Here is a 20746-nt window from a genome sequence, read left to right as displayed (position 1 = left end):
GGGACGGGCCGTTCTTTAGAGCACCTGTACCCATTCCCGCCTTCTGGAGAAGCCATGAACCCTGCGCTCGCTCCCACGCATCGCCCAGTTCGGTTCGAACGACGGCAGCCCACACCCCGGGCGGCCGGTCTGCCCAGGCGCGTAGTTGACGCCTCCTCTCTCCGTGCACCGCGCTCATCCCGTCCCGATACGTGGTGGTGGGCATGAGCGCGGACCAAGAAGCCACAGCACCGTCAACACAGCAGCGCGCGAACCTGCCCGGGCCCCGGCAGGAACCGCTTGGCCTTCCGCCGGCAACTCAGCCCACAAAACCTGGGGACGGTAACATCGCCGATGAGCTGGAGGAGGCGTACTGGTCGGTCTACGACGGCGCCGCGGCCAAGTCGACGGTCCGCGAAGTCCTGGTGCGGCTGCCGCGCATCGTCCGGCAGATCGGCCGGCTGGCGTGGCAGGCCGACCGCTCGGCCACGCTGGCCGTCGTGGTCCTGCAGCTGGTCTCCGCGGCGATGGCGGCCTTCGGGCTGATGGCCTCGGTGGGTGTGCTGCGCGAGCTGTTCGGTCACGGGCCGACGCCGGACAAGGTCCGCAACGCGGTGCCGCAGATCTTGCTCGTGGTGGGTTTCCTGTCCGCACGGGCGCTTCTGGAGGCCGGGGTCGCCGTCGCGCAGGCGCGGGTGACACCGAAGATCCGCACCGCCCTGGAGTGCGACTTCCTGCGGCTGACCGCGCATGTGCGGCTGGAGGTCGTCGACGATGCCGACTGGCACGACGACGCCTACCGCGCTTCCGACCGCGGCCTGTTCTACGCCCGGCAGATCGTCGGCCAGGTCGTCACCCTGGCCTCCACGCTCCTCGGGCTGGTCGGGACGGCCGGCGTCCTCACCTCACTGCACCCCGCCCTCCTGCCCCTGCTCCTGCTGTCCGTCCTGCCGGTGGGTGCCGCGGCCGTGCGCACGGCGCGGGCGCGGTTCCACAGCTTCAAGCGGTGGAACGCGCTCCAGCGCCGGGTGCGGGTCTTCTCCTGGCTACTACTGGAGCGGGACGCCGCCGCCGAACTGCGCTCCGACACCGCCCAGAACGCCATCCTGGACGAGCACCGCCGGCTTACCGCCCGGATCGCCGAGGAGGACACCCACCTCGGCGTGAGTTCCGCGGTACTGACGCTGGCCGGTCGTGCCGTGGGCGGTATCGGGACCGGCGTCACGTACATCGCCCTGGGAGCCATGCTGATCGCCGGGTGGCTGCCGCTGGCCGCCGGCGCCGGGGCCGTCCTGGCGATCCAGACCGGACAGACCGCGCTGACGCACTTCGTGGACGTGGCGCACCTGGTCTACGAGCACGCCATGTGGGTCGATGACCTCCTGAAGTTCCAGGAACGCTGCCGAGGACTGCAGCCCCGGCGGCGTGAGCTGACCGCACCCGCCAGCGTCGCCGCCCTCACCCTGGAGGACGTCGGCTACACCTACCCCGGCAAGGAGACGCCCGCCCTGAGCGGTGTCTCGATGACGCTGCGCGCCGGGGAGACGGTCGCCTTCGTGGGCGTCAATGGCTCCGGAAAGAGCACCTGTTCACGGCTGATCGCCGGACTGTACGAGGCGGGCGAAGGCACCGTGCGCTGGGACGGGGTGGACGTACGGGACATGGACTCCGAGTCACTGCAGACCCGCGTCGCCACCGTGCTCCAGGACCCGGTGCACTTCCCGTTCAGCGCCCTGGCGAACCTCACCGTCTCCCGCGGCACGCTCACCGACACCGACCCCCAGCGGGCGCTGGACGCGGCACGGGCCTCCGGTGCCGAGCAGGTCATCGCCGGTCTGCCGGGTACCTGGCAGGCGGTGCTGTCCAAACGTTTCCGGGGCGGCCAGGAGCTGTCGGCCGGCCAATGGGCCAAGATCGCCGTCGCGCGGGGGCTGTACAAGAACGCTCCCGTGCTCCTGCTCGACGAACCGACCGCGAGCATGGACCCCAAGGCCGAACACGCGGTATATCAGGCGGTGTTGCGGAACAGAACCGGGCGGATCAGATCACCGTGCTGATCTCGCACCGGCTGGCGAGCGTCGTGGAGTGCGACCGGATCTTCGTCTTCGACGGCGGCCGGATCACGGAAGCCGGCTCGCACCAGCAGCTCATGGCCCTCGGCGGCGACTACGCCCAGATGTTCACCCTCCAGGCAGCCGCCTACCAGAGTGCCGCGACCGCCACGTCCGACTCCGAACCGAGGACGGTGCATCCGTGACCGAACAGACCACGCCGACCGATGCGGCCCTGCCCCACCAATTGCCACAAGCGAACGCCTCGACGCTGATCTACAACGAGGCCGGCGAGTACCTGCTGCACCTGCGGGACGACATCCCCGGAAGTTGGGAGCCGGGATCGTGGTCCCTGCTCGGCGGCGGCCGTGAACCGGGAGACCGGTCCCTGGAGGAGACGGCCAGAAGAGAGCTGCGCGAGGAGGCCGGTCTGGAACTCCCTGACCTCACCCCGTTCACGGTCGAGGAGGCTCGCGGCAGCGACGGCGGGACCGTCCCCATCCAGATCTTCACCGGCCGTTGGGCCGGTGACCCGGCGACGTTGAACCTGACCGAAGGCGTCATGCTGCACTGGTTCCGGCCCGAGGTCATGCCACGCCTGCGCATGGCCTCCTCGACCCGCGACCTGATCCGCCGCCACGCCGAACTGCTCCGCCGCGACAGCTTGGGAACCGTCGCCGAGGAGACTGCCGACAACAGCAGCCCGGCCGACCAGCCCAGTCCCCCGCCAACGCTGTCCGGGGGCGGAAGAACCGTCCTCAATGGCATCGGTGTCCACCTCTACCTGGAGGACGCCGACGGCGAGGTCCTGCTCGGTCTGCGCCACCCCGATTCCGCCTACGCAGGGTCCATGTGGCACTTCCTGGCCGGGCACTGCGAGCAGGAGTCCGCCCTCACATGCCTCGTCCGTGAAGCACACGAGGAAGCGGGGCTGCGGATCGAGCCCGGTGACGTCGAACTCGTCCACGTCGTGCACCTCGTGGACACACCCGGTGGCCAGCCCCGGATGCAGATGGTCTTCCGGGCCCGCCGGTGGTCGGGGGTTCCGGAACTCCGGGAGCCGGACAAGTGCACGGGCTGGCGCTGGTGGCCTCCAAACGGTCTCCCGGCGCAGACCGTGCCGTACACCCGCGCCGCCATCGAGGGCATCCGTGCAGGGCGCCGCTACACGGAAATGGGCTGGTCATGACCGCTGAGACGAGTCAAGGAACGGCCCGTACCGGCACGCCACCACGCCAGGGCAGCCCTGCTCAGCCGGCGGGGAGAGGAGGCTCAGGATCTGTGTCCGCGGACTATGCGGCATCAGCGCGGGCGGCGATGGTCGCCCGGCTGGAAGCGGTTGGGAACCTGGGCCCGGGCCCGGTGCGCGAGGCCCTGCTCGCGCTGCCGCGCGAGGTGCTGATGCCGCAGGCGTACATCCGCCGCAGCACCCTGGATGAGCGCCCGCCGCGTTGGGACCTGCTGGACTGGTCCCAGCCCGGGGACCGTGAGGAGCTGCTCGCGGTGCTGTACGGCGGCGAGAGCGTGCTGATTCAGCACGACGGAGAACCCTTGGTGGACCGGCCGGCCGGGGGCCGGTCCGGCGGGGCGATCACGTCCATGTCCACCGTGATGGGCCTGACCGTATCCGTACTGGAAGAGCTGGACCTGCGGGCCGGGCAGAGGGTGCTCGATGTCGGCACCGGTGCGGGGGTGACGGCGGCGGTGGCCTGTCACGTCTGCGGAGACACGACGGTGGTCACCCTCGACCGGGACCCGAACGTCGCGGTCGCCGCCCAGGCGCGGCTTGGCGCTCTCGGTTTCCGGCCCGCCGTGGTAAGCGGCAACGGAGAATGCGGCTGGCCGGAAGCCGCACCGTACGACCGGATTTTTGTCTCCTTCGCGCTCCCGTCCGTGCCGGAGGCGCTGGTCGATCAACTCGCGCCTGGGGGCGTGCTGTTGATGCACATCACGACAGAATCGCCCTCGTGGCCCGCGCTGGCAGTGGTCTCCAGGGGCCCGGACGGGAGGATCTCCTCGCGCCTGCGGGCGGTGGAGTTCGCCCACCGGGCGGCGCACGGCCGCAGGCAGATCTTCCTCTCCCCCGCGTTCCGCGAGCGCATCGCGGCCCGGCGCACCGAGGGCGGCGCGGAGTTCCGACGGTTCCGGTCTTCTGATGTGCCGCCACCGGAGGAGGCCCGCGGTTTCTGGCTCGCGCTCGACGCCTTGCACCCGGGCCTGGTGCAGCACAGGGGCGTCGACGACCTGGTGATCGGCGCCCCCGGATGCGGTTCCTGGATGGCGGCCCGCCCGGACGGCTCCGGCGCATACGCGGTCACGGCCGCTGGCCCGCGGAACATCTGGACCGAGATCCGCCAGACAGCCCTGCGCTGGCGGGACGCCGGCGAGCCGGAGGTCTACCGGCTCGATCTTGAGCCCGACGGCACACAGCGGGTGAGCGCCGGCCACGGGGAGAGCGCACTGGCCTGGCAACTCCCTGCGCCCCGCGATACCGCCACAGAGGGCAACGCCATGAGCACGCCACCACGAGAGAAGGACGCATTGAGTGCGAGCCCTAACGGTTCCCTGCGGTCGGGCGGCTGCCTGTGCTGGAGGATCCGGTTCACCGTCACCGGCACTCCCGACTATCCCCACACCTGCAGCTGCACGCACTGCCAGCGGCTGTCGGGCGGCCCGATGATGTCCTGGGTCTCCTTCCCCCTCAGCGGCCTGACCTGGACCGGGGACGGGGGCGAGCCGGCCTGGCACTACACCTGGCCCGACTCCCGGCGCGGATTCTGTCCGGACTGCGGCAGCCAGCTGTGCGCGCTCGACGACGGAGCCAGCAGCATCGCGATCACCTTCTCGGCGCTGGACGACGCCTCCGGCCTCGTGCCGGTCAACCAGAGCTTCCGCGAGGACGCTGTCACCTGGCTTCCCCCGGTGCCGAACACCCAGCACAGCAAAGTCACCTGACCCGACCGCGAACGAACGACCACCGCGCACCATGCGCCTGCGCCCACCGTGGCACGGGCCGTTCCCTCCCCACCTCAGCTGCTGCACATCACCACTGACTAGGAGTGCACCGTGGCATACGACCGAGCCGACTGATCCCGGCACTACGACGACGATCGCGGCTTCCGTCCCCTCCGCGACGCTGAGAAAGACCTGCTCGCCCAACACGCGCCCGCCCCAGACGGTGGGCGTGCTCTGGAGCTGGGCTGCGGCACGGGCGAACTCGCCGTCTTCCTCACCGAAATCGGCTACACCGTCGATGCGGTCGACTTCGCCGAGGGCGCCCTGACGCGCGCCCGGAAGGAGCACGCGGGCGCCGAGCGGGTGCGGTGGCTGTGCCTGGACATCGAGCACGACGGTCCGGCAGAGCTGAGCGACGACGGCTACGACCTGATCACCCTGCGCCTGGTGTTCCCCTTCCTGCACAACCGCACCCGGGTCCTGGACACCCTCGCTGCACGCCTGCGACCGCACGGCGCGCTGGTGGTGATCACTCCCGTGGTGGCGACCACGCCGGAGGAGCGGCGGCACATCGCGCTGGACGAGGAGGAGATCAGCCTGCTGGCCGAAGGGTGGTCGCAGGTGGAGCGGCTCGACGCGAAGGGCCTGGCGGTCCTCGTGCTGCGCCACCCCGCCAGGGATTTCACCGCGGTGGAGAAGGGCCGCGGCCCGAGCCGCAGTCGGTCGTCGGTGTGTGTGCGGTGGTCACCGACGGCTCCGGGTGCGTGCTGCTCGGTCGGTCGACGCGGGGCATGTGGGAGCTGCCAGGGGGGGCGCGTCGAGGCGGGCGAGTCCTTCCAGGCGGCAGCGGTGCGGGAGCTGGCCGAGGAGACCGGCCTGATGGCCGGCATCGGCGATGCCCACCTGCTCACGGTCCTCCACGATGACCGGGCGGACGTCCGGCGTCTATCCGCGGTGGTGCGCATCAGTGCGTGGGCCGGACGGCTCGGCTTGCCCGAACCGCACCGGTTCCGGCGGTGGGAGTGGCACGACCTGCACGCCCTCTCTGCACTCGGAGTCCTCTTCGCACCCACCGCCCACGCGCTGGAAGCGGTGTGGCCCGGCGTCCTGCGCGGCCTGCCGCCGGTGCACTCCTACGCGCACGCGAGCACGCCTCCGGTTGTCGGCGGTGAACCGGCCGAAGCGGTGCGCATGCGGCAGGAGATGGCCGAGCGCGTCATCGCCGGAGGCTGGGCGCCCTCCGACGCGGTCGAAGACGCGCTGAGGACGGTGCCGCGGCACCGGTTCACCCCGGAAAGCCCGTTGCGGACCGCCTACGACGACGACCTTGCCATCGTCACCAGCCGGGACGCTGCTCGCCACCCAAGCCGCCTACGGTGCCGAGCCGCTGCTGCGCGCCACCTCCCAACCCATACTGGTCACGGGCGGCTTCACCGGCCTGACCCCCTATCCGGCCACACGACACCTCAGCGACCTGGTCTCCACCCACCAACTGCGCTACGCCCTGCTGACCACGCGCCGCCCGCCCACACCGGCATCGTCCTGGGTGAAGAGAAACTGCACCCCCATCTCCCCAAGCGCCTACGGTCGAACCTCGGAGGGCAGCTTTACCCTCCACGACTGCGCTCGACGGCCCAACTGACCTGCCGAACGCGGCGAGTTCTGCGGCAGACCTGCCTCACGGGCACGATGACTCCATGACCCGCAGGGAGCGATGCGAAGGGTACGGGCCGATACTGCGTCGGTGCGGACGGCGCTCGCAGGGCGGGTGATCCACGCTACGACGATAACGGGCGTCACGGAGCGACCCCTCCTGCCATCCCGGGTGAGCCGCGCCCAACCCGGCCCGCACGCAGAGCCGCTCCAGCAGCCCCGGATCGCCTCCGGCGACATCGGCGCCCCCAACGGGCCCGGAACAGGTTCACCAGCAGGAAGTCGCTCCCGTCGGCCCCGAGCAAGCGGTGCCGCTCCTCGTAGTACAGGTCGAACGCACTCACCGTCAGGAAGTCCAGCGGCGCAACCAGGCGTGCCGCGACTTCGACCAGGCTCCATTGACGTTCTCCCGCCGCCGGACATGTAAGAGGGGCGCCGGGGGAGTTGCAGCCCAGCGCCCGCGAGTCGGGCGGGAGGCGCACGTGGCTGCGCCGGAGTCCCGTACGACACGCCACGCATGCCGAGAGCCTCGGCCGGCTCGCTGAGCCGGCCGAGGGGGGCGGCTCAGCCGGGGGTGGTGGAGTAGGTGAAGGACTGGGAGGAGTCGCTGCCGCCCGCGCTGGAGACGGTGACGGTGACGGTACCCGTGCCGCCTGGGGAGTAGGCGATGATGGTGCTGTCATCGATGATCGTGTACGAGGTCGAGTCGGGCCCGTACGACACATCCGTGACATCGCTGAGGTTGGTGCCGGTGATGGTGGACGCCGTGCCGCCGTAGTCGGGTCCGATGGTCGGGCTCATGCTGGTCACCGTCGGAGCTCCGACGTAAGTGAAGGTCAGTCCGTTGGTGGTACCGCCCCTGGTGGTGACGCTGACCGCGACGGTCTGCGGCGTGGTCACGGCCGGCACCAGGACGTTCAGTGTGGTGTCGTTCACCACGGTGGGAACCGCGGTGTTGGCGCCGAATGACATCGACGAGGCGGTCGTCAGATGCGAACCGGTGAGAGTGGTCGCGATGCCGCCGAGCGGCCCCGTGGTGACGCTGAGGCTCTGCTTGATCGGGGGCTCAATGTAGTAGTAGTAAACCGGGATCGAGGTACCGCTCGGTGTGGTGACGGTGACCTGGACCGCGGAGTAGCCCGAAGGCGCGACCGCGGTGATCTGGGTGGCACTGTCGACCACGAAACTGGCCGACTTGGACCCGAATTTCACGCTGGTGGCGCCCGTGAAATTGGTACCGGTGAGGACAACGTTGTTACCACCGGAAGTAGGTCCCTGGTTGGGATTGAGCGTGACCATGGTGCTGCTCCTTCGCGCTGTGTGCTTTCTTCTTCAGAAAAGGGCAACGCCCGCATACGGGAGTGCGGTTGGGCCTATGGGCGTCGGCGCCACACGCGGTGAAGGCGGAATTCCCTTGCCGGGACATCCCTTGTACGAAAAATTGAACCAGCCGTTTCGAAAATGGAGGAGGGTGCATGCGGTGCACTCAGCACTGAATACGATGATATGAATGACATCGCCGTGTCGAAACGTACGCCGGAGCGCCGCGGTTGACCTCTTACATCGCGTCCCGGCCGGTGGGATGATCCATGGAGAATGCGAAATCGACTCCTGGAACAGCAAGCGCCAGGTTATCGGATCTCAGAGTGCGGGATCCGCAACTCGCTCTGCTGCTCGGCGAATTCGGGAGTTCGACCGAGAGGAGCCGGCATGTCCGTCATACAAAGCCCTTCGGCTGTCCAGCGGTTCGGAGATCCCCCGTCCCCCCTTGCCCGGACCGCGGTGTCCGCTGCCCCCGGCTACGGCACGATCCCCGTAGGGCCGGCACCCCACTCCATCGCCATGCGACCCGACGGGCTGCGCGCCTACGTGGCCAACTCCGGTGCGGACACCCTGAGCGTGATCGACACCGCTGCCGGCGTCGTCACCACCAACGTCAGTGTGGGCGCCGGCCCGTGGGACGTGACGGTCACCCCCGACGGCCAGTTCGTGTACGTGAGCGAGCCGGGCGGGGGAAGGGTCGGTGTCGTCAGCACGGCCACCAACGCTCTGGTCGGCACCGTGAGTGGTCTGACCGTGCCGCAGGGGCTGGCCGTCACACCCGACGGAGCCCGGATCTACGTGGCGAATTCCGGTGCCCACACGGTGAGTGTCATCAGTACGGCCACCAACACCGTCACCGGCACCATCACCGTGGGGAACAACCCCGACTCCCTCACGATCCGCCCCGACGGCCTGCGCGCGTATGGCACCAACTCCGCCGACGGCACGGTGAGTGTGATCAACACGCTCACCAACACGGTCGTGACCACCATGACGGGCTTCAAGGCGCCCCTGGACGCCGTCGTCACACCCGACGGAACCCAGCTGTATGTGGCGAATTCCGGTGCTCGCACGGTGAGTGTCATCAGTACGGCCACCAACACCGTCACCGGTACCATCACCCTCGCGCACAACCCGACATATCTGTCCGTCTCCCCGGACGGGACACTCCTCTACGCGACCATGAGCGCAGCGGGCTCGCTGGCGGTGATCAATCCGAGCACCAACACCGTCACCCGGACGCTCCCGGGCTTTGTCGACCCCCACGAGGGGGCCACGACCCCGGACAGCCGCAGCACCTTTGTCGTCAACCACGGCAATGGCACGGTCGGCGTCCTGCGGAGGCCGGCCAGTCTCTCCCCCAACCAGGGCCCCAGGGGCGGCGGCACGACAGTGACCATCACCGGCCGGGGCTTCCTCGGAACCACCGCCGTCCACTTCGGAATTCGCCGTGCCAAGAGCTTCACGGTGGTGAGCGACACCGAGCTGATCGCCGTCGCCCCTTCCGCGGGCATCAGGTCGTCCGTCCCGGTCACCGTGACCGCCGGCGGGGGAACGGCGGTCATCGGCCACTACTACTACCGGCGGCTGTCCCAACTCGCGAGTATCTCGGCATCCTCCGGGCCGACGAGCGGGGGGAATGTCCTCACCCTCACCGGCCACGGATTCACCGGAGTCAGCCAGGTGGGGTTCGGCACCGTCATGGCCAAGGCCAACGTGCTGTCCGACACCCAGCTCAGCGTCACCGTCCCGCCGTCGGCCCTCGCCCGCACGGTAGCCGTCCACCTGGTCGGCCCAGGAGGCTCCTCCAACAGCCTTTCCTACACCTATATCGGCGCTGCCACGATCACCAGCATCAGCCCGACCTCCGGGCCGCGGACCGGAAGCCGCATCGTCAACCTCAACGGCGTCTTTCTCTCCCAGGTCAACAGCGTCAGGTTCGGCGGCGTCCCGGCCCTCTCGTTCAAGGTCATGTCCGACATCAAGGTCCAGTCCGTCACCCCGCCGGGCACGCCCGGCTCCGTGCCGGTCACCGTGACCACCACCACCGGCGCCACCGCGACCTCGCCCATGCCCTACACCTACACCTGACAGCGGCCGGCCCAGCGCGAGCGCACGCCACCCTGCCGGGCCCCCTGGGGCTCCGCCGTCGCACCTCTGTCGAGGTGGAACGAGTACCGCTGGGGCCCGTCAGGAGGCATACAAGGCGGAACTGCGTCGCGCCCCCCGCGTAGCCCGGACAGTGTCCGGGACAAGACGCTGACCAGGCGGGACAAGCAACGACTGTCCGGGACAGCCACAAACTGTTGCTCCAGCTCGGCCAATGTCGGCAAGCTCGATGCCGCAAGGAATCAGGCCGAACCAAGGGGAAGTTATCCGGCTCAGACGGCGCACGTCGGTGAGCCGCGAATCGGCAGTATTGGCTGGCCTCGGCTCTCGGACCTGGTACGGCGTCGCCAGGCGGACCATCACGCATGGGCTGGACGCCGAGCGTGGTGAACAGCCGCTGGAGCAGGGCGGATGCGTCTGCAAGAGGCGACAAGGCAAGACACGAACTCTGTGTTCCTACTGAGGGAGAGATTCATGCGTATGCGTCGTGCTATCGCGACCACGGCCGTCGGCACCGCACTGCTGCTGGGCGGCTCAGTCGGGCCCGCGCTTGCCGCCTCGTCCGACGCGACCGCCGCCGCCACGGTCGGGTCCAACCGTGTGGCGCAGGGGGAGGAAGAGGCCAGCGGTGCGGCGGGGGTCGCGCATTATTGGGCCACTTACCCGGACATCTGGACCTGCACCGGGGCCGGCGCAGCTGTCCTGCATTCCAATCCCTCCCGCTATTACCACGCTGAGTGCACCCAGTCGGGCACCCAGTTCAAGCTGTGGATCTGGTACTGACAGCTCCAGTGCCGTGAGGCGAGAGGCTGTCTCATCAAGGGCACTGGCCCATGGAGACAGCCGCCGACAGCAGTACTGGCGCAGGGGTTGAATGCCGTTCGGCCGCCCTTGACCGGCGAATGCGGGTGACGTGGTGCTCAGGGCGCGGGCGGGCTGTCGGGTGGTGGTCGGCTCGCGCCGGGCAGCGGCCTCCTTGAGGAGTCGGTGGGGATTGTGGCCGGCCTCGGCGTCCGCGAGGACGGTGGCGAGGCCGGCAGGGTGGGCCAGGCATGAACTTCCGGGTGCGGGCCGGGCGCGGCAGGCGGTGCGGTGTCGTTCTGTGGCGCGGGTTCTGTCCGGGGCAGGGGCGGTCAGGCGTAGTGGTGGTAGACGGCCTGGGCCACGCAGGCCGGCTTGTCGCTGCCTTCGACCTCTACGGTGAAGGTCAACGGCATCTGCACGCCATTGCCCTGGGCCTCCTCCACGGTGCCGACGGCGCCGTGCAGGCGGATCCTGGCGCCGACCGGCACGGGACTGGGGAAACGGACTTTGTCCAGGCCGTAGTTGACGCTCATGGAGATCCCGGTGATGTCGAGCAGTTCACCGAAGAGCGGGATGATGAGGGAAAGGGTGAGGTAGCCGTGGGCGATGGGACCGCCGAAGGGGCCGTCCTTGGCCTTCTCCGGGTCCGTGTGGATCCACTGGTGGTCGCCGGTGGCGTCGGCGAAGGTGTTCACCCGTTCCTGGGTGATCTTCTGCCAGTCGGTGCGTCCGAGGTCGGCTCCGCTGAGGGACGTGAGTCCTTCGAGGCCGGTGGCGGTGGTGGCATGGGGAATCCTTTCGGTGGATCAGGCAGCGCTGGGTACGGCCCGCGGAAGGGGCTTTACCGGTGGTGGCCGTCTGCGGGACCGTCCGTATAGGAGGCACGCACGGCGGATTTGACGATTTTTCCGGTGGCCGTGCGAGGCAGGCTGTCCGTGAGGATCACGGACTTGGGGATCTTGTACTTGGCGAGCTTGCCGTGCAGATGGCCGAGGATGTCCTGCTCTTCGGCGTGGGCTCCGGATCCGAGGACGACGACGGCGCGGCCGACTTCGCCCCAGACCTGGTCGGAGACCCCGATGACCGCGCATTCGGCGACGGCGGGGTGGGAGAGAACTGCCTCTTCGACCTCGGCCGGATAGACGTTCTCGCCGCCTGAGACGAACATGTCCTTGACCCGGTCGACGATGTAGGAGTAGCTCGACAACCTCATCCTGCTGTGCAACCCCCACCACGAGGTAGTCGACGGCGACGAGAGCGACAACTATCCCGTGAAGGTACTACTGGGCTGGAAGCACGCCCGCGAGGCCGATGGCCTGGAAGACAGCGCCGACGTCCTCGCCGACTCTGCCGATTCCCTCGTAAATCTCACGGACGATACAAGGATCCTTTGGCGGGCCTCCGATAAAGCCCTGAAAGCTGCCGACTCCCTCGAGAACCTCCCGGACAACGCGAAGAGTCTTTCAAAGGCCGCGGACAAGGCCCTGAGGGCCGCGGACGTACTGAGTCATACGCGTTTCTGAGGCCAGCCCAGGACCTCCGCGGCACGCCGGATCGTGATTGTGCACAGTGGCGGACCCCCGCGTCAGCCGCCGGCGCGGGCTCGCATGTGCGGGCTGCGAGTGAGTGGGCGGTACGGGGCAGGTTGAACGCCCCGGTACGTCTCCGAAAGATCATGCCGAGCATTTCCCGAAATCACCCCAACGCTCTTCCTCACCGGTCTAGCGTTGTCGACCATGACAGTCCTCCTGGCGCAGCCGCCCGCCGCCGTGGCCGTCCGCCCATGCCGCGAAGTCGTCCATGGGCACCAGGAATCCACGCGCGGGGCCCACGGTGACCTGCGGCAGAGAGCGCAGGAGCCGGTGACCATCGGGGACTTCTACCACTTCAGCGGCCCCGCCTCACCGTTCAACCAAGGTGATCCGTACATGGGCTGTAACCGTGACAGTGGGCATGGGGGAAACCCGTGGAGTATCGGCGTCCTGTCCGGTGTCGACACCGACCCCGACGCCCAGTTCTGTGGTGCTCCCGCGAAGAAGCCTGACGTTGAGTACACCCGATAGGTGACAATGAACTGGGTGCTCCCTCCCTTTGATGGGGTGGGGCACCCGTATAAACGGACAGGATCCCCTATATCTTGATGGCCTTCCTCTCCATCACGTTCTTTCTGGTGTTGTACACCGCGTGGCCTTAGACGATGTTCATTTGGTGAGTCGCCGGCAGCAGATGAGTGCGGCGGCTTAAAAAGCTCCAGGCGGGGCGCCATCCCAAGATCCTTGATGCAGAGCTTCGGCGATACGGGCACGGCCGGCTGTGGGCAGACGCGGCAGCTCATTCACACGTGAGAGGCATCGTCGAATCGCGGACCCCGGGCCGCCGTTGAGTCGCGCCCGGACGCTCCGGCGATCCAATCCGGACAGTTTCTGCGGAAGTCGGAAAACCCCTCTCGCCGGCCCCTACTGACCCATGCCGACAGTGCGCTCGGCTACGTGGAAGAGCTCTGCTCGATCGCCCCGGGGAGTCCGGGAGGGCGACCTTTGAGGGCGCGGCTGCCATACGGGACTGCGCCCTCCCCGTGCCGCGCGATCTCGGCCACGGCAGGCTCTGGATCACCGCCTCAAGGATCTTCGAAACTTTAAGTTACCGGGAGGCAACCCCTTGACGTCATCCTCAGGGCGGGCAAAACTGCCGTCCTGCGGTCGACATTGTCGAACAGTGGATGACATCGAGCCAGAGTCGCCCCGATTGGTCTCCGCCGGGGTGCGTCGACGAGCTGAATCGGCGCCGCCCCGTACCAGCCGGCTCCCACGTCGATCGAGCCCAGCCGCCCCACCCCCGCACCGTATTGAGCCGCTCCAGGAGCACACCGTGACCCACGCGCGAACCGCCGGCCCGTTCATCGCCGCGATCGACCAGGGCACCACGTCAAGCCGATGCATCATCTTCGACCGGGACAGCCGGATCGTCTCCATCGACCAGAAGGAGCACGAGCAGATCTTCCCCAGGCCGGGCTGGGTGGAGCACGACGCCAGTGAGATCTGGACCAACGTCGAGGAGGTCGTCGCCGGCGCCCTCGGCAAGGCCGGGATCACCCGCGGCCTCAGAGCGATCGGCGTCACCAACCAGCGTGAGACCACTGTCCTTTGGGACAAGAAGACCGGCGAGCCGGTGCACAACGCCATCGTCTGGCAGGACACCCGCACCGACGCGCTGTGCAAGGAGCTCGGCGGCAACGTCGGCCAGGACCGGTTCCGCCGCGAGACCGGCCTGCCGCTGACCTCCTACTTCTCCGGCCCCAAGATCCGCTGGCTGCTGGACAACGTCGCCGGCCTGCGCGAGCGCGCCGAGCGCGGCGAGATCCTCTTCGGGACCATGGACTCCTGGGTCATCTGGAACCTCACCGGCGGCCCTTCCTGCGGCGTCCACGTCACCGACGTCACCAACGCCTCGCGCACCATGCTCATGAACCTGCACACCCTGGAGTGGGACGAGCGCCTCCTCGCCGCCATGGATATCCCGGCCGCCATCCTGCCGCGGATCCGCTCCTCCGCCGAGGTGTACGGCATGGCCGGCGGAGCCCTCTACGGCGTGCCGGTCGCCTCCGCGCTCGGCGACCAGCAGGCGGCGCTGTTCGGCCAGACCTGCTTCTCCGAGAGCGAGGCCAAGGCCACATACGGCACCGGCACCTTCCTGCTGATGAACACCGGCCGCCGGCCCGTCCACTCCCACAGCGGGCTGCTGACCACGGTCGGCCACCGGATCGGCCGGCGAGCGCCGGTCTACGCGCTGGAGGGCTCCATCGCGGTCACCGGCTCGCTGGTCCAGTGGATGCGCGACCAGCTGGGCCTGATCGGCACCGCCGCGGAGATCGAGACCCTGGCGAGCTCGGTGGCGGACAACGGCGGCTGCTACATCGTCCCTGCCTTCTCCGGGCTGTTCGCCCCGTACTGGCGCTCCGACGCCCGCGGCGTGATCACGGGCCTGACCCGCTACGTCACCAAACAGCACATCGCCCGCGCTGTGCTCGAGGCCACCGCATGGCAGACCCGCGAGATCGTCAACGCGATGCACAAGGACTCCGGCGTTGCCCTGACCTCACTGAACGTCGACGGCGGCATGACCTCCAACAACCTGCTGATGCAGACCATCTCGGACGTCCTGGACGCCCCCGTGGTGCGCCCGATGGTCGCCGAGACCACCTGCCTCGGCGCTGCCTACGCGGCCGGACTGGCCGTCGGCTTCTGGCCGGACACCGACGAACTGCGCGCCAACTGGCGCCGCGCCGCCGAGTGGACCCCCCGGATGGACGCGGCCGAACGCGACCACACATACAAACTCTGGCTCAAGGCGGTCAAGCGGACCACGGGCTGGATCGAAGAGGGGCACTGAGAAAGGTATGAGCACCCTGCAGAGCGATCATCCCCTGGGCGCGTATCCGGCTCCCGGCCGAGCCGAGACCCGTGAACGACTGTCCAAGGCGGCGTTCGACCTCCTGGTGATCGGTGGCGGAATCCTGGGCACCTCGGTGGCCTGGCACTCCGCGCAGTCCGGGCTGCGGGTGGCGATGGTGGACGCCGGCGACTTCGCCGGTGCCACGTCCTCCGCCTCCTCCAAGCTCACCCACGGAGGTCTGCGCTACCTGCAGACCGGCGCGGTCAAACCGGTCGCGGAGAACCACCACGAGCGGCGGGTGCCGGCCAAGGACGTGGCCCCCACCTGGTCAACTCGCTCTCCTTCTACTTGCCGGTCCACAAGGGCGGCCCGCACAGCGCGGCCAAGCTCGGTGCGGGCGTCTTCGCGTACTCGATGCCGGCGGCCTTCGGCGACGGCGTCGGGCGACTCATATACCCCGCCAGGGGCCGCGGCCGACAACCCCGGCCTGCGCGCCGACGGCCTCAAGGCGGTCGCGGTCTACGGCGACCACCAGATGAACGACGCCCGCGTGGCCGTCATGACCGTGCGCGCGGCCGTCCGGTCCGGCGCGGTCGTCATCAATCACGCCGAGGTCACCGGCCTGCGCTTCACCCACGGCCGCGTGACCGGCGTGAACGTGCAAGACCGCCTGGACGGCACCGAGTTCGGCATCGACGCCCGCCTGGTCATCAACACCACCGGCCCGTGGGTGGACCACCTGCGCCGTATGGAGGACAAGGGTGCGGCCCCCAGCATCCGCCTCTCCAAGGGCACCCACGTCGTCCTCAAGCGCAAAGCTCCGTGGAAGGCCGCGATGGCCAGGACCCGGCCCTGGGCGAGCGGATCCACCCCGATGGCCCGGAGATCTGGGCACAGGTCGTCCATGCGCGAGACCACGAGTGGGCGGAGACCGTCGACGACGTGCTGCGCCGCCGTACGACGCTGACGGTCCGCGGTCTCGGCACGGACGAGGTCCGCGCCGGCGTCCAGGACCTGCTTGTGCAGAAGGACTGATGCGGTGAAGGCACCGGGCCGGAACCGACACCCGAGTGGGAATCCATCTTCAACGTCACGATCACACGGCGCCGTTGCCGAAGTGTCACCGGCCGACGGCAGTCCGTGCCGGGAGAATCAGACGCAGCCGCAGGAGGGACAGATGCCACACATATGGGGAGTGCGCACGACCTGGCGCACGGTCGGCGACGGCGAGTTCTTCTGCCCCGGCTGCGGCGGCGACCGTAGCTACCTGCGCCGCATCGGCCGCCATCGGTTCGCTCTCCTCGGCATCCCCCTCCTCCCCCGCGGCACCGCGGGAACCGTGGTCGAATGCGCCGCCTGCCGGACCTGCTTCCGAACCGACGTCCTCGGCCACCCCACCACCACCCGCTTCTCAGCGATGCTCCGCGACGCCGTGCACACTGTCGCCCTCGCCGTCCTCGCCGCCGGAAAGGAGGGCATCGATGGCAGCGGCACCGCGCTCACCATCGAACTCCACGAGGTCCTCGACCCGCTCGCCCCCCACCTGGCCCCCGCCGGGAGCGAGGACATCCTGCTGCAGGGCGCCCGCATCGCCCTGGCCGACGGACCGTACACCCCCAGCGAGCACCGAACCCTGGCCGCGGTCGGCCGGGCCCTGCTCCTCAGCCACGAGGACACCGAACGACTGCTGGCCATCGCGGCCCGTACGCCGTCGTAAGGCGCCGTATGTGTCCTCTCCCTGACAGCGAGTGCGACGAACAGTGCGGCCGGCCTCAGCGTAAGGAAGGAAGACGGCGTCAGGAAAACAACGCCGTCGCTACGGGAGAAGGGCCTCCCCCATGCACCACGCGCACGCCAGTCCCTCCGCGACTGTCCCCCGGGACCCCAAGGACGCGCCCCCGCCGGCACATCGACACCGGCGCCGCTTCTGCTTCCTGAACCAGGATGCCGGCACGCCGTGATCGCCCTGCCCGCTGAGAAGAGCCACGCGCGCACCGTACGCCGCTTCGTCCTGGCTCACCTGAACCGCTGGGGTGTGACCGAAGAAGACCGGGACCGCATCGGCGCCGACGTGTGGCGGGCTGGGGGTAGGAGGGCCGGGTGGCCCGGCCCTCCTACCCGGCTGTTACGACCAGCCCTGCTTCACCTCGGCGGGGGCGGTGTTCCAGCTCTTGGGTACGAACGTGATGACGTAGGTTCCGCGGTCGAAATCCGCGTACCCGGCAGACCAGTTCCGGAACTTGCTCTCGTATACGTTCATGGGGCCCACGCCGCCGTTGGGCGCGTGATAGTGGTTGGCGTGGGTCCATATGGTTTTGTCGGCATCCGCTTCCGTCTGAGCCCCAAACCAGCCGTAGTCGAAATTGACCCAACTTTCGCCAGGTCGGGCGGGACTGCGCGGAATGTTCCGGTCCTTCGACATGTCGACCAGGCCTGTGCCCTGGTCGGGGCGGAAGGCATCCGGGTCGCCGTACTTCCTCTTGTCAGAGGAGCCCCGCTGATCCTGCCCGCTCCAGAAGTGTTTCGAGTAGACCACCGCCTTCATCTTGGATGGGTCGTAGTTGCCTCCATCCCTTTCCTTGAAGGACGGCGTATTCCTCAGCGCCGAGTAAAAGTTCGAGCGACTGTCCTCGTAGCGCAGAGCGTCATTTTTGTTCGCGAGCTCTTTCTTGAGGTTGTCGATGTAAGTCCCCTCGTCGTGCGCACTATCCAGGGCCTTGTTCATGACGGACGCCACATCACGCGCCCGCTTGAAACCCTTCCCCTCGTCGAAACTGTCCTTGACGATGCGCCCCTCAAACTCGGCTTGCGTCTCATTGGGGCGTGGCCTGCTGTTTTCCAGGTCACTCTTGTACTTGTTCTCGTCGAAGAACGCGAACGCCAATTTGTTCGTCGGGTAGGGGCCCGAATTGACCCAGGTGACGCCGACGCAGCCGTAGGACAGCTTTTCTCGCTGCTCTTCGGTCATTTGCTGTTGGATGCCGTCGCGGTGACTGTAGACCTGCTGCCACTTGCGTATGTAGTTGTTGACGACCGTAGTGGCCCTACCTCCGTAGGCCCGGTACGCGTCAGGCATCCGGTTGAGCGGCTCGGCGGGAGGGGTCACCCTCTCGTCGGCAGCGTCGGGGGCCCGGAAGAGCGCACTGACGCTCGGCGGCAATTCCGCCAGAGAATTGCCGGGTTGACCCGCAGTCAGGGCCCTTTTGTTCAGCGCGTTGATGTTCTTGACGTCCTCCGCCGTCAGGCCGTGCGTTTCGGCGTAGGACCCCTCCGTTTCCCCGTCGCCGCCGCTGGCGGCATGGCTGACCGACGGCATGACTCCAGCGGTGAATATCGCCGCACTCACAGTGGCGAAGGCGAGTAAACTCCGACGCTTGTACATGAAAATCAGTGACTCCCTTGTTGTGGAATCTCGTGAAACGGGGCATGCGAGCGAACGACGCAATGAGAGGTTGCGGTAAGCAGCCGCTCCGTGACCTCAGCCGCGCTGTCCTGGGTCGCTGCGCCTGCGACAGGAAGGGACGCCGCCACGAGGCGGAAGGAGATGCGGCAAAGGCGGGAGACGGCGGTGGCGGCGTGGCCGTCGCCGGTCATGACCTGGTGGCCGGCGGGCCGCCCGGGTCGGGCGGCACCGGTGCCTCGCTACATCAGCGTCGCCGCCGAGGCGACGACGCGGGCCCGGTCCGGGGGGCCGAGGTCGCCGTAGCGGACCTCGGTGCGCGGATGGGAGTGCATGAAGTCGGTGTCGCCCCGGCGGACTTGGCCGGGATGGCCGACAGCGGCGGTCGCCGGGGCGACGGGGGTCGGGGCGGCCGCCTGGGCTCCCTGGGCGAGGGGCAGGGCGGGGGCGCCGGTCACGGCGACGGCAGGGAGAGCACGCAAAGCGATGGGGCGTATCACGTATCGGCTCCTGGATGAGTGATCAGGTAGATACGAGCAGTGATCATGCCCCGGCGCCAACTCCCCGGCAACGTCGCCGTCTTACAATCGGCCAATCTGTCACGTAGGACGTATCTGGCCATGTATCCGAGCCGGCCTGTGGGGATGCGATGCGGCAGCGTTCCCCTGCTCCTGGCGTGCGGTTCGCGGCGAGGCCGGTACCGATGTTGTCGAGAATCCCACGGTGCGGTTGAAGCCGTCGTCGACCGGGACGAAGAGTCTTATTCAGCGGGGTGGACCGGCTACGGGAGCTCCGTCAACACGCTCGGGGCCGCAGTCGAACGGGCCATCGCCCACTTGAAGGACGGGAAGATCTTCGCCACCCGCTACGGCGGCCCCCTCGCCCGTTTGGGGTCATCCGTCGCGCAGTGCCTCGGCCCGGGCGCGTGCGACCGGTATCCGGCGATGCCGAAGTGGGTGGGGTTCGATAGGGCTTGGGTACGGCCGCCGCATTGCCCGATCCCGCGTCGCGGAACGCCTCGGCGCGGGCGAGGGGTTATGGCTCGATGGTGAGGGGGCTTCTCGGCGCGCAGATCGCTGACGAAGCCGTCCTTGACGACAGCGGTATGCCAACGACCTGGGTGCCGACCTCAGCCCGGTGGCCGTCAGCTTGGCCCGAACCGCACCAAGGGCGAGAAGGACCCCGCCGAGTGGATGCCACCCGCCAACGACGCCACCTGCACCTACGCCACCGACTGGGTCACCGCGAAGCTCCGTTGGAAGCTGACCGTCGACGCCACCGAAGCCAGGGCCCTGCGGACGATCGCGGCCGGCTGCCGGGATGCGACGGTGACGTTCAAGCCGGCACCGTAGCCGCACTGACCGCCACGGACCATGGGCCCGGCGCCCCATCCCTAAGCACCCCGATCAGCCCAAAAGAAGCTTCCGGCAGAGGCGCGGGGCGAGTGGTGCGGTCGTTCCATTCGGCGCAGCATGCACGACCCACAGCTCGTCGGCGACTCCCCCAGCTTCGGCCGAGCCACCCCACACCCCGGATCATCAGCCCCGGAGTGCTCCAACCAACTTGAAGATCATTTCGTTAGGAGTTCTTAAGCCACTTCGCGGGGCCCGATGCCAGACCGGACCAGAATGAACACTGCTCGGGCGGCATAGCGTTTGAGACAGCGGATGATCTCGCGCCGGGTCTTACCCTCCACGATGCGCCGCTCGTAGTAGTTGCGGATACGTGCATCGAACCGGAGCCGTGGGCTGCACGATCCGATACAGGGCGGCATTGGCTCTACGGTCTCCGCCGCGGTTGAGGCGACGGTACTGTCGACTGCCCGAGGCAGCGTTCTACGGGGCTGACCCCGCACAGCGCGGCGAAGGACGCCTCACTGTGCAGACGTTCCGGGTTGCCCCCATCGTGATCAGCAAAGTGACGGCCGTGCCCGGGCCGATGCGCATCACAGTGAGCAACTGCGGCGCGTGGCGTTCCGCGAGCAGGACCAGGCGGCGTTCCAGCTCCTGGATCTGCTCGGTGAGCTGCCCGATTCGGTGGGCCAGCAGGCACAGGGTGTTGCTGGTGGCCGGCAGCACCG

The 20746-nt window shown here is 68.4% G+C and carries 17 protein-coding genes and 2 pseudogenes; 13 read left to right on the top strand and 6 right to left on the bottom strand.

Features of this window, described 5'->3' with window-relative positions; translation table 11 throughout:
• Positions 1 to 203 precede the first annotated feature (203 nt).
• The 5 genes from TU31_RS13060 to TU31_RS13040 all read left to right on the top strand — a co-directional run bounded on the left by TU31_RS13060 (position 204) and on the right by TU31_RS13040 (position 6686).
• Positions 204 to 2036, top strand: a complete 1833-nt coding sequence (locus TU31_RS13060) for an ATP-binding cassette domain-containing protein (protein WP_245698522.1) — start codon at positions 204 to 206, stop codon at positions 2034 to 2036.
• Positions 2030 to 2236, top strand: a complete 207-nt coding sequence (locus tag TU31_RS39695; protein WP_245698521.1) for a hypothetical protein — start codon at positions 2030 to 2032, stop codon at positions 2234 to 2236. Before TU31_RS13060 ends, TU31_RS39695 begins: the two co-directional genes overlap by 7 nt.
• Complete coding sequence (locus TU31_RS13055) at positions 2233 to 3219, top strand: NUDIX hydrolase (RefSeq protein ID WP_042153572.1); 987 nt, start codon at positions 2233 to 2235, stop codon at positions 3217 to 3219. Before TU31_RS39695 ends, TU31_RS13055 begins: the two co-directional genes overlap by 4 nt.
• Positions 3220 to 3311: 92 nt before the next feature.
• Complete coding sequence (locus TU31_RS36795) at positions 3312 to 4985, top strand: GFA family protein (protein ID WP_245698520.1); 1674 nt, start codon at positions 3312 to 3314, stop codon at positions 4983 to 4985.
• Positions 4986 to 5177: 192 nt separating this feature from the next.
• Positions 5178 to 6686 carry a bifunctional class I SAM-dependent methyltransferase/NUDIX hydrolase gene (locus tag TU31_RS13040; protein ID WP_275451780.1) on the top strand — a complete coding sequence of 503 codons (1509 nt, stop codon included), beginning with the start codon at positions 5178 to 5180 and terminating at the stop codon, positions 6684 to 6686.
• A gap of 516 nt (positions 6687 to 7202) precedes the next feature.
• On the opposite strand, the gene TU31_RS13035 is transcribed toward TU31_RS13040, so the two are convergent.
• Positions 7203 to 7937, bottom strand: a complete 735-nt coding sequence (locus TU31_RS13035) for an IPT/TIG domain-containing protein (RefSeq protein ID WP_042153570.1) — start codon at positions 7935 to 7937, stop codon at positions 7203 to 7205.
• Positions 7938 to 8348: 411 nt separating this feature from the next.
• Here TU31_RS13035 and TU31_RS13030 point away from each other — a divergent pair, with 411 nt between their 5' ends.
• Both TU31_RS13030 and TU31_RS13025 read left to right on the top strand, forming a co-directional pair.
• On the top strand, positions 8349 to 10052 hold the full coding sequence (locus TU31_RS13030; protein WP_158894429.1) for an IPT/TIG domain-containing protein: 1704 nt from the start codon (positions 8349 to 8351) through the stop codon (positions 10050 to 10052).
• A 498-nt stretch (positions 10053 to 10550) separates the two neighbouring features.
• Positions 10551 to 10853, top strand: coding sequence for a hypothetical protein (locus TU31_RS13025; RefSeq protein ID WP_158894426.1), 303 nt, complete (start codon positions 10551 to 10553; stop codon positions 10851 to 10853).
• A 350-nt stretch (positions 10854 to 11203) separates the two neighbouring features.
• Here TU31_RS13025 and TU31_RS13020 read toward each other — a convergent pair whose 3' ends face one another.
• The gene (locus TU31_RS13020; protein WP_042153563.1) at positions 11204 to 11668 is read right to left on the bottom strand and encodes a MaoC family dehydratase; all 465 of its coding nucleotides are present in this window, start codon (positions 11666 to 11668) and stop codon (positions 11204 to 11206) included.
• A gap of 47 nt (positions 11669 to 11715) precedes the next feature.
• Positions 11716 to 12087: an AMP-binding enzyme gene (locus TU31_RS13015; protein WP_078885740.1), complete on the bottom strand. Its 372-nt coding sequence runs from the start codon at positions 12085 to 12087 to the stop codon at positions 11716 to 11718.
• Between the two features lie 58 nt (positions 12088 to 12145).
• Between TU31_RS13015 and TU31_RS13010 the strand changes: the two genes are divergently transcribed.
• The 5 genes and pseudogenes from TU31_RS13010 (at position 12146) to TU31_RS12995 (ending at position 16983) form a co-directional block, all read left to right on the top strand.
• Positions 12146 to 12397 carry a hypothetical protein gene (locus TU31_RS13010; protein ID WP_042153558.1) on the top strand — a complete coding sequence of 84 codons (252 nt, stop codon included), beginning with the start codon at positions 12146 to 12148 and terminating at the stop codon, positions 12395 to 12397.
• A gap of 1345 nt (positions 12398 to 13742) precedes the next feature.
• Positions 13743 to 15263 carry a glycerol kinase GlpK gene (gene glpK, locus TU31_RS13005; RefSeq protein ID WP_042153555.1) on the top strand — a complete coding sequence of 507 codons (1521 nt, stop codon included), beginning with the start codon at positions 13743 to 13745 and terminating at the stop codon, positions 15261 to 15263.
• A gap of 7 nt (positions 15264 to 15270) precedes the next feature.
• Positions 15271 to 16032, top strand: a pseudogene (locus tag TU31_RS13000) (FAD-dependent oxidoreductase); the annotation flags it as partial.
• Positions 15993 to 16178, top strand: a pseudogene (locus TU31_RS39690) (hypothetical protein); the annotation flags it as partial. The pseudogenes TU31_RS13000 and TU31_RS39690, both read left to right, overlap by 40 nt.
• A gap of 265 nt (positions 16179 to 16443) precedes the next feature.
• The gene (locus TU31_RS12995; protein WP_042153553.1) at positions 16444 to 16983 is read left to right on the top strand and encodes a TerB family tellurite resistance protein; all 540 of its coding nucleotides are present in this window, start codon (positions 16444 to 16446) and stop codon (positions 16981 to 16983) included.
• A 408-nt stretch (positions 16984 to 17391) separates the two neighbouring features.
• Here the strand turns inward: TU31_RS12995 and TU31_RS12990 are convergent, their stop codons facing one another.
• Positions 17392 to 18648 (bottom strand): protein-glutamine gamma-glutamyltransferase, encoded by a 1257-nt coding sequence (locus TU31_RS12990; protein ID WP_042153551.1) that lies wholly within the window; start codon positions 18646 to 18648, stop codon positions 17392 to 17394.
• Positions 18649 to 18908: 260 nt separating this feature from the next.
• Positions 18909 to 19148 carry a hypothetical protein gene (locus TU31_RS12985; protein ID WP_042153549.1) on the bottom strand — a complete coding sequence of 80 codons (240 nt, stop codon included), beginning with the start codon at positions 19146 to 19148 and terminating at the stop codon, positions 18909 to 18911.
• 711 nt (positions 19149 to 19859) lie between these two features.
• On the opposite strand from TU31_RS12985, the gene TU31_RS38545 reads away from it, so the two are divergent.
• Positions 19860 to 20018, top strand: coding sequence for a hypothetical protein (locus TU31_RS38545; protein WP_158894420.1), 159 nt, complete (start codon positions 19860 to 19862; stop codon positions 20016 to 20018).
• Between the two features lie 483 nt (positions 20019 to 20501).
• Here TU31_RS38545 and TU31_RS39685 read toward each other — a convergent pair whose 3' ends face one another.
• Positions 20502 to 20744, bottom strand: coding sequence for a hypothetical protein (locus TU31_RS39685; protein ID WP_052718921.1), 243 nt, complete (start codon positions 20742 to 20744; stop codon positions 20502 to 20504).
• Positions 20745 to 20746: the final 2 nt, after the last annotated feature.

It is taken from the genome of Streptomyces lydicamycinicus (genome assembly GCF_000829715.2).
GTDB lineage: Bacteria > Actinomycetota > Actinomycetes > Streptomycetales > Streptomycetaceae > Streptomyces > Streptomyces lydicamycinicus.
Note: the sequence above shows the minus strand (reverse complement) of the source record. Positions and strands in the feature narration are given on the sequence as shown.

Excerpts from the sequence above, each read along its gene's own strand:
- TU31_RS13035 (WP_042153570.1), bottom strand. The coding sequence starts at position 7,937 with ATGGTCACGCTCAATCCCAACCAGGGACCTACTTCCGGTGGTAACAAC.
- TU31_RS13060 (WP_245698522.1), top strand. The coding sequence starts at position 204 with ATGAGCGCGGACCAAGAAGCCACAGCACCGTCAACACAGCAGCGCGCG.
- TU31_RS13015 (WP_078885740.1), bottom strand. The coding sequence starts at position 12,087 with ATGAGGTTGTCGAGCTACTCCTACATCGTCGACCGGGTCAAGGACATG.
- TU31_RS13025 (WP_158894426.1), top strand. The coding sequence starts at position 10,551 with ATGCGTCGTGCTATCGCGACCACGGCCGTCGGCACCGCACTGCTGCTG.
- TU31_RS38545 (WP_158894420.1), top strand. The coding sequence starts at position 19,860 with ATGCCACCCGCCAACGACGCCACCTGCACCTACGCCACCGACTGGGTC.
- TU31_RS12995 (WP_042153553.1), top strand. The coding sequence starts at position 16,444 with ATGCCACACATATGGGGAGTGCGCACGACCTGGCGCACGGTCGGCGAC.
- TU31_RS12990 (WP_042153551.1), bottom strand. The coding sequence starts at position 18,648 with ATGTACAAGCGTCGGAGTTTACTCGCCTTCGCCACTGTGAGTGCGGCG.
- TU31_RS13030 (WP_158894429.1), top strand. The coding sequence starts at position 8,349 with ATGTCCGTCATACAAAGCCCTTCGGCTGTCCAGCGGTTCGGAGATCCC.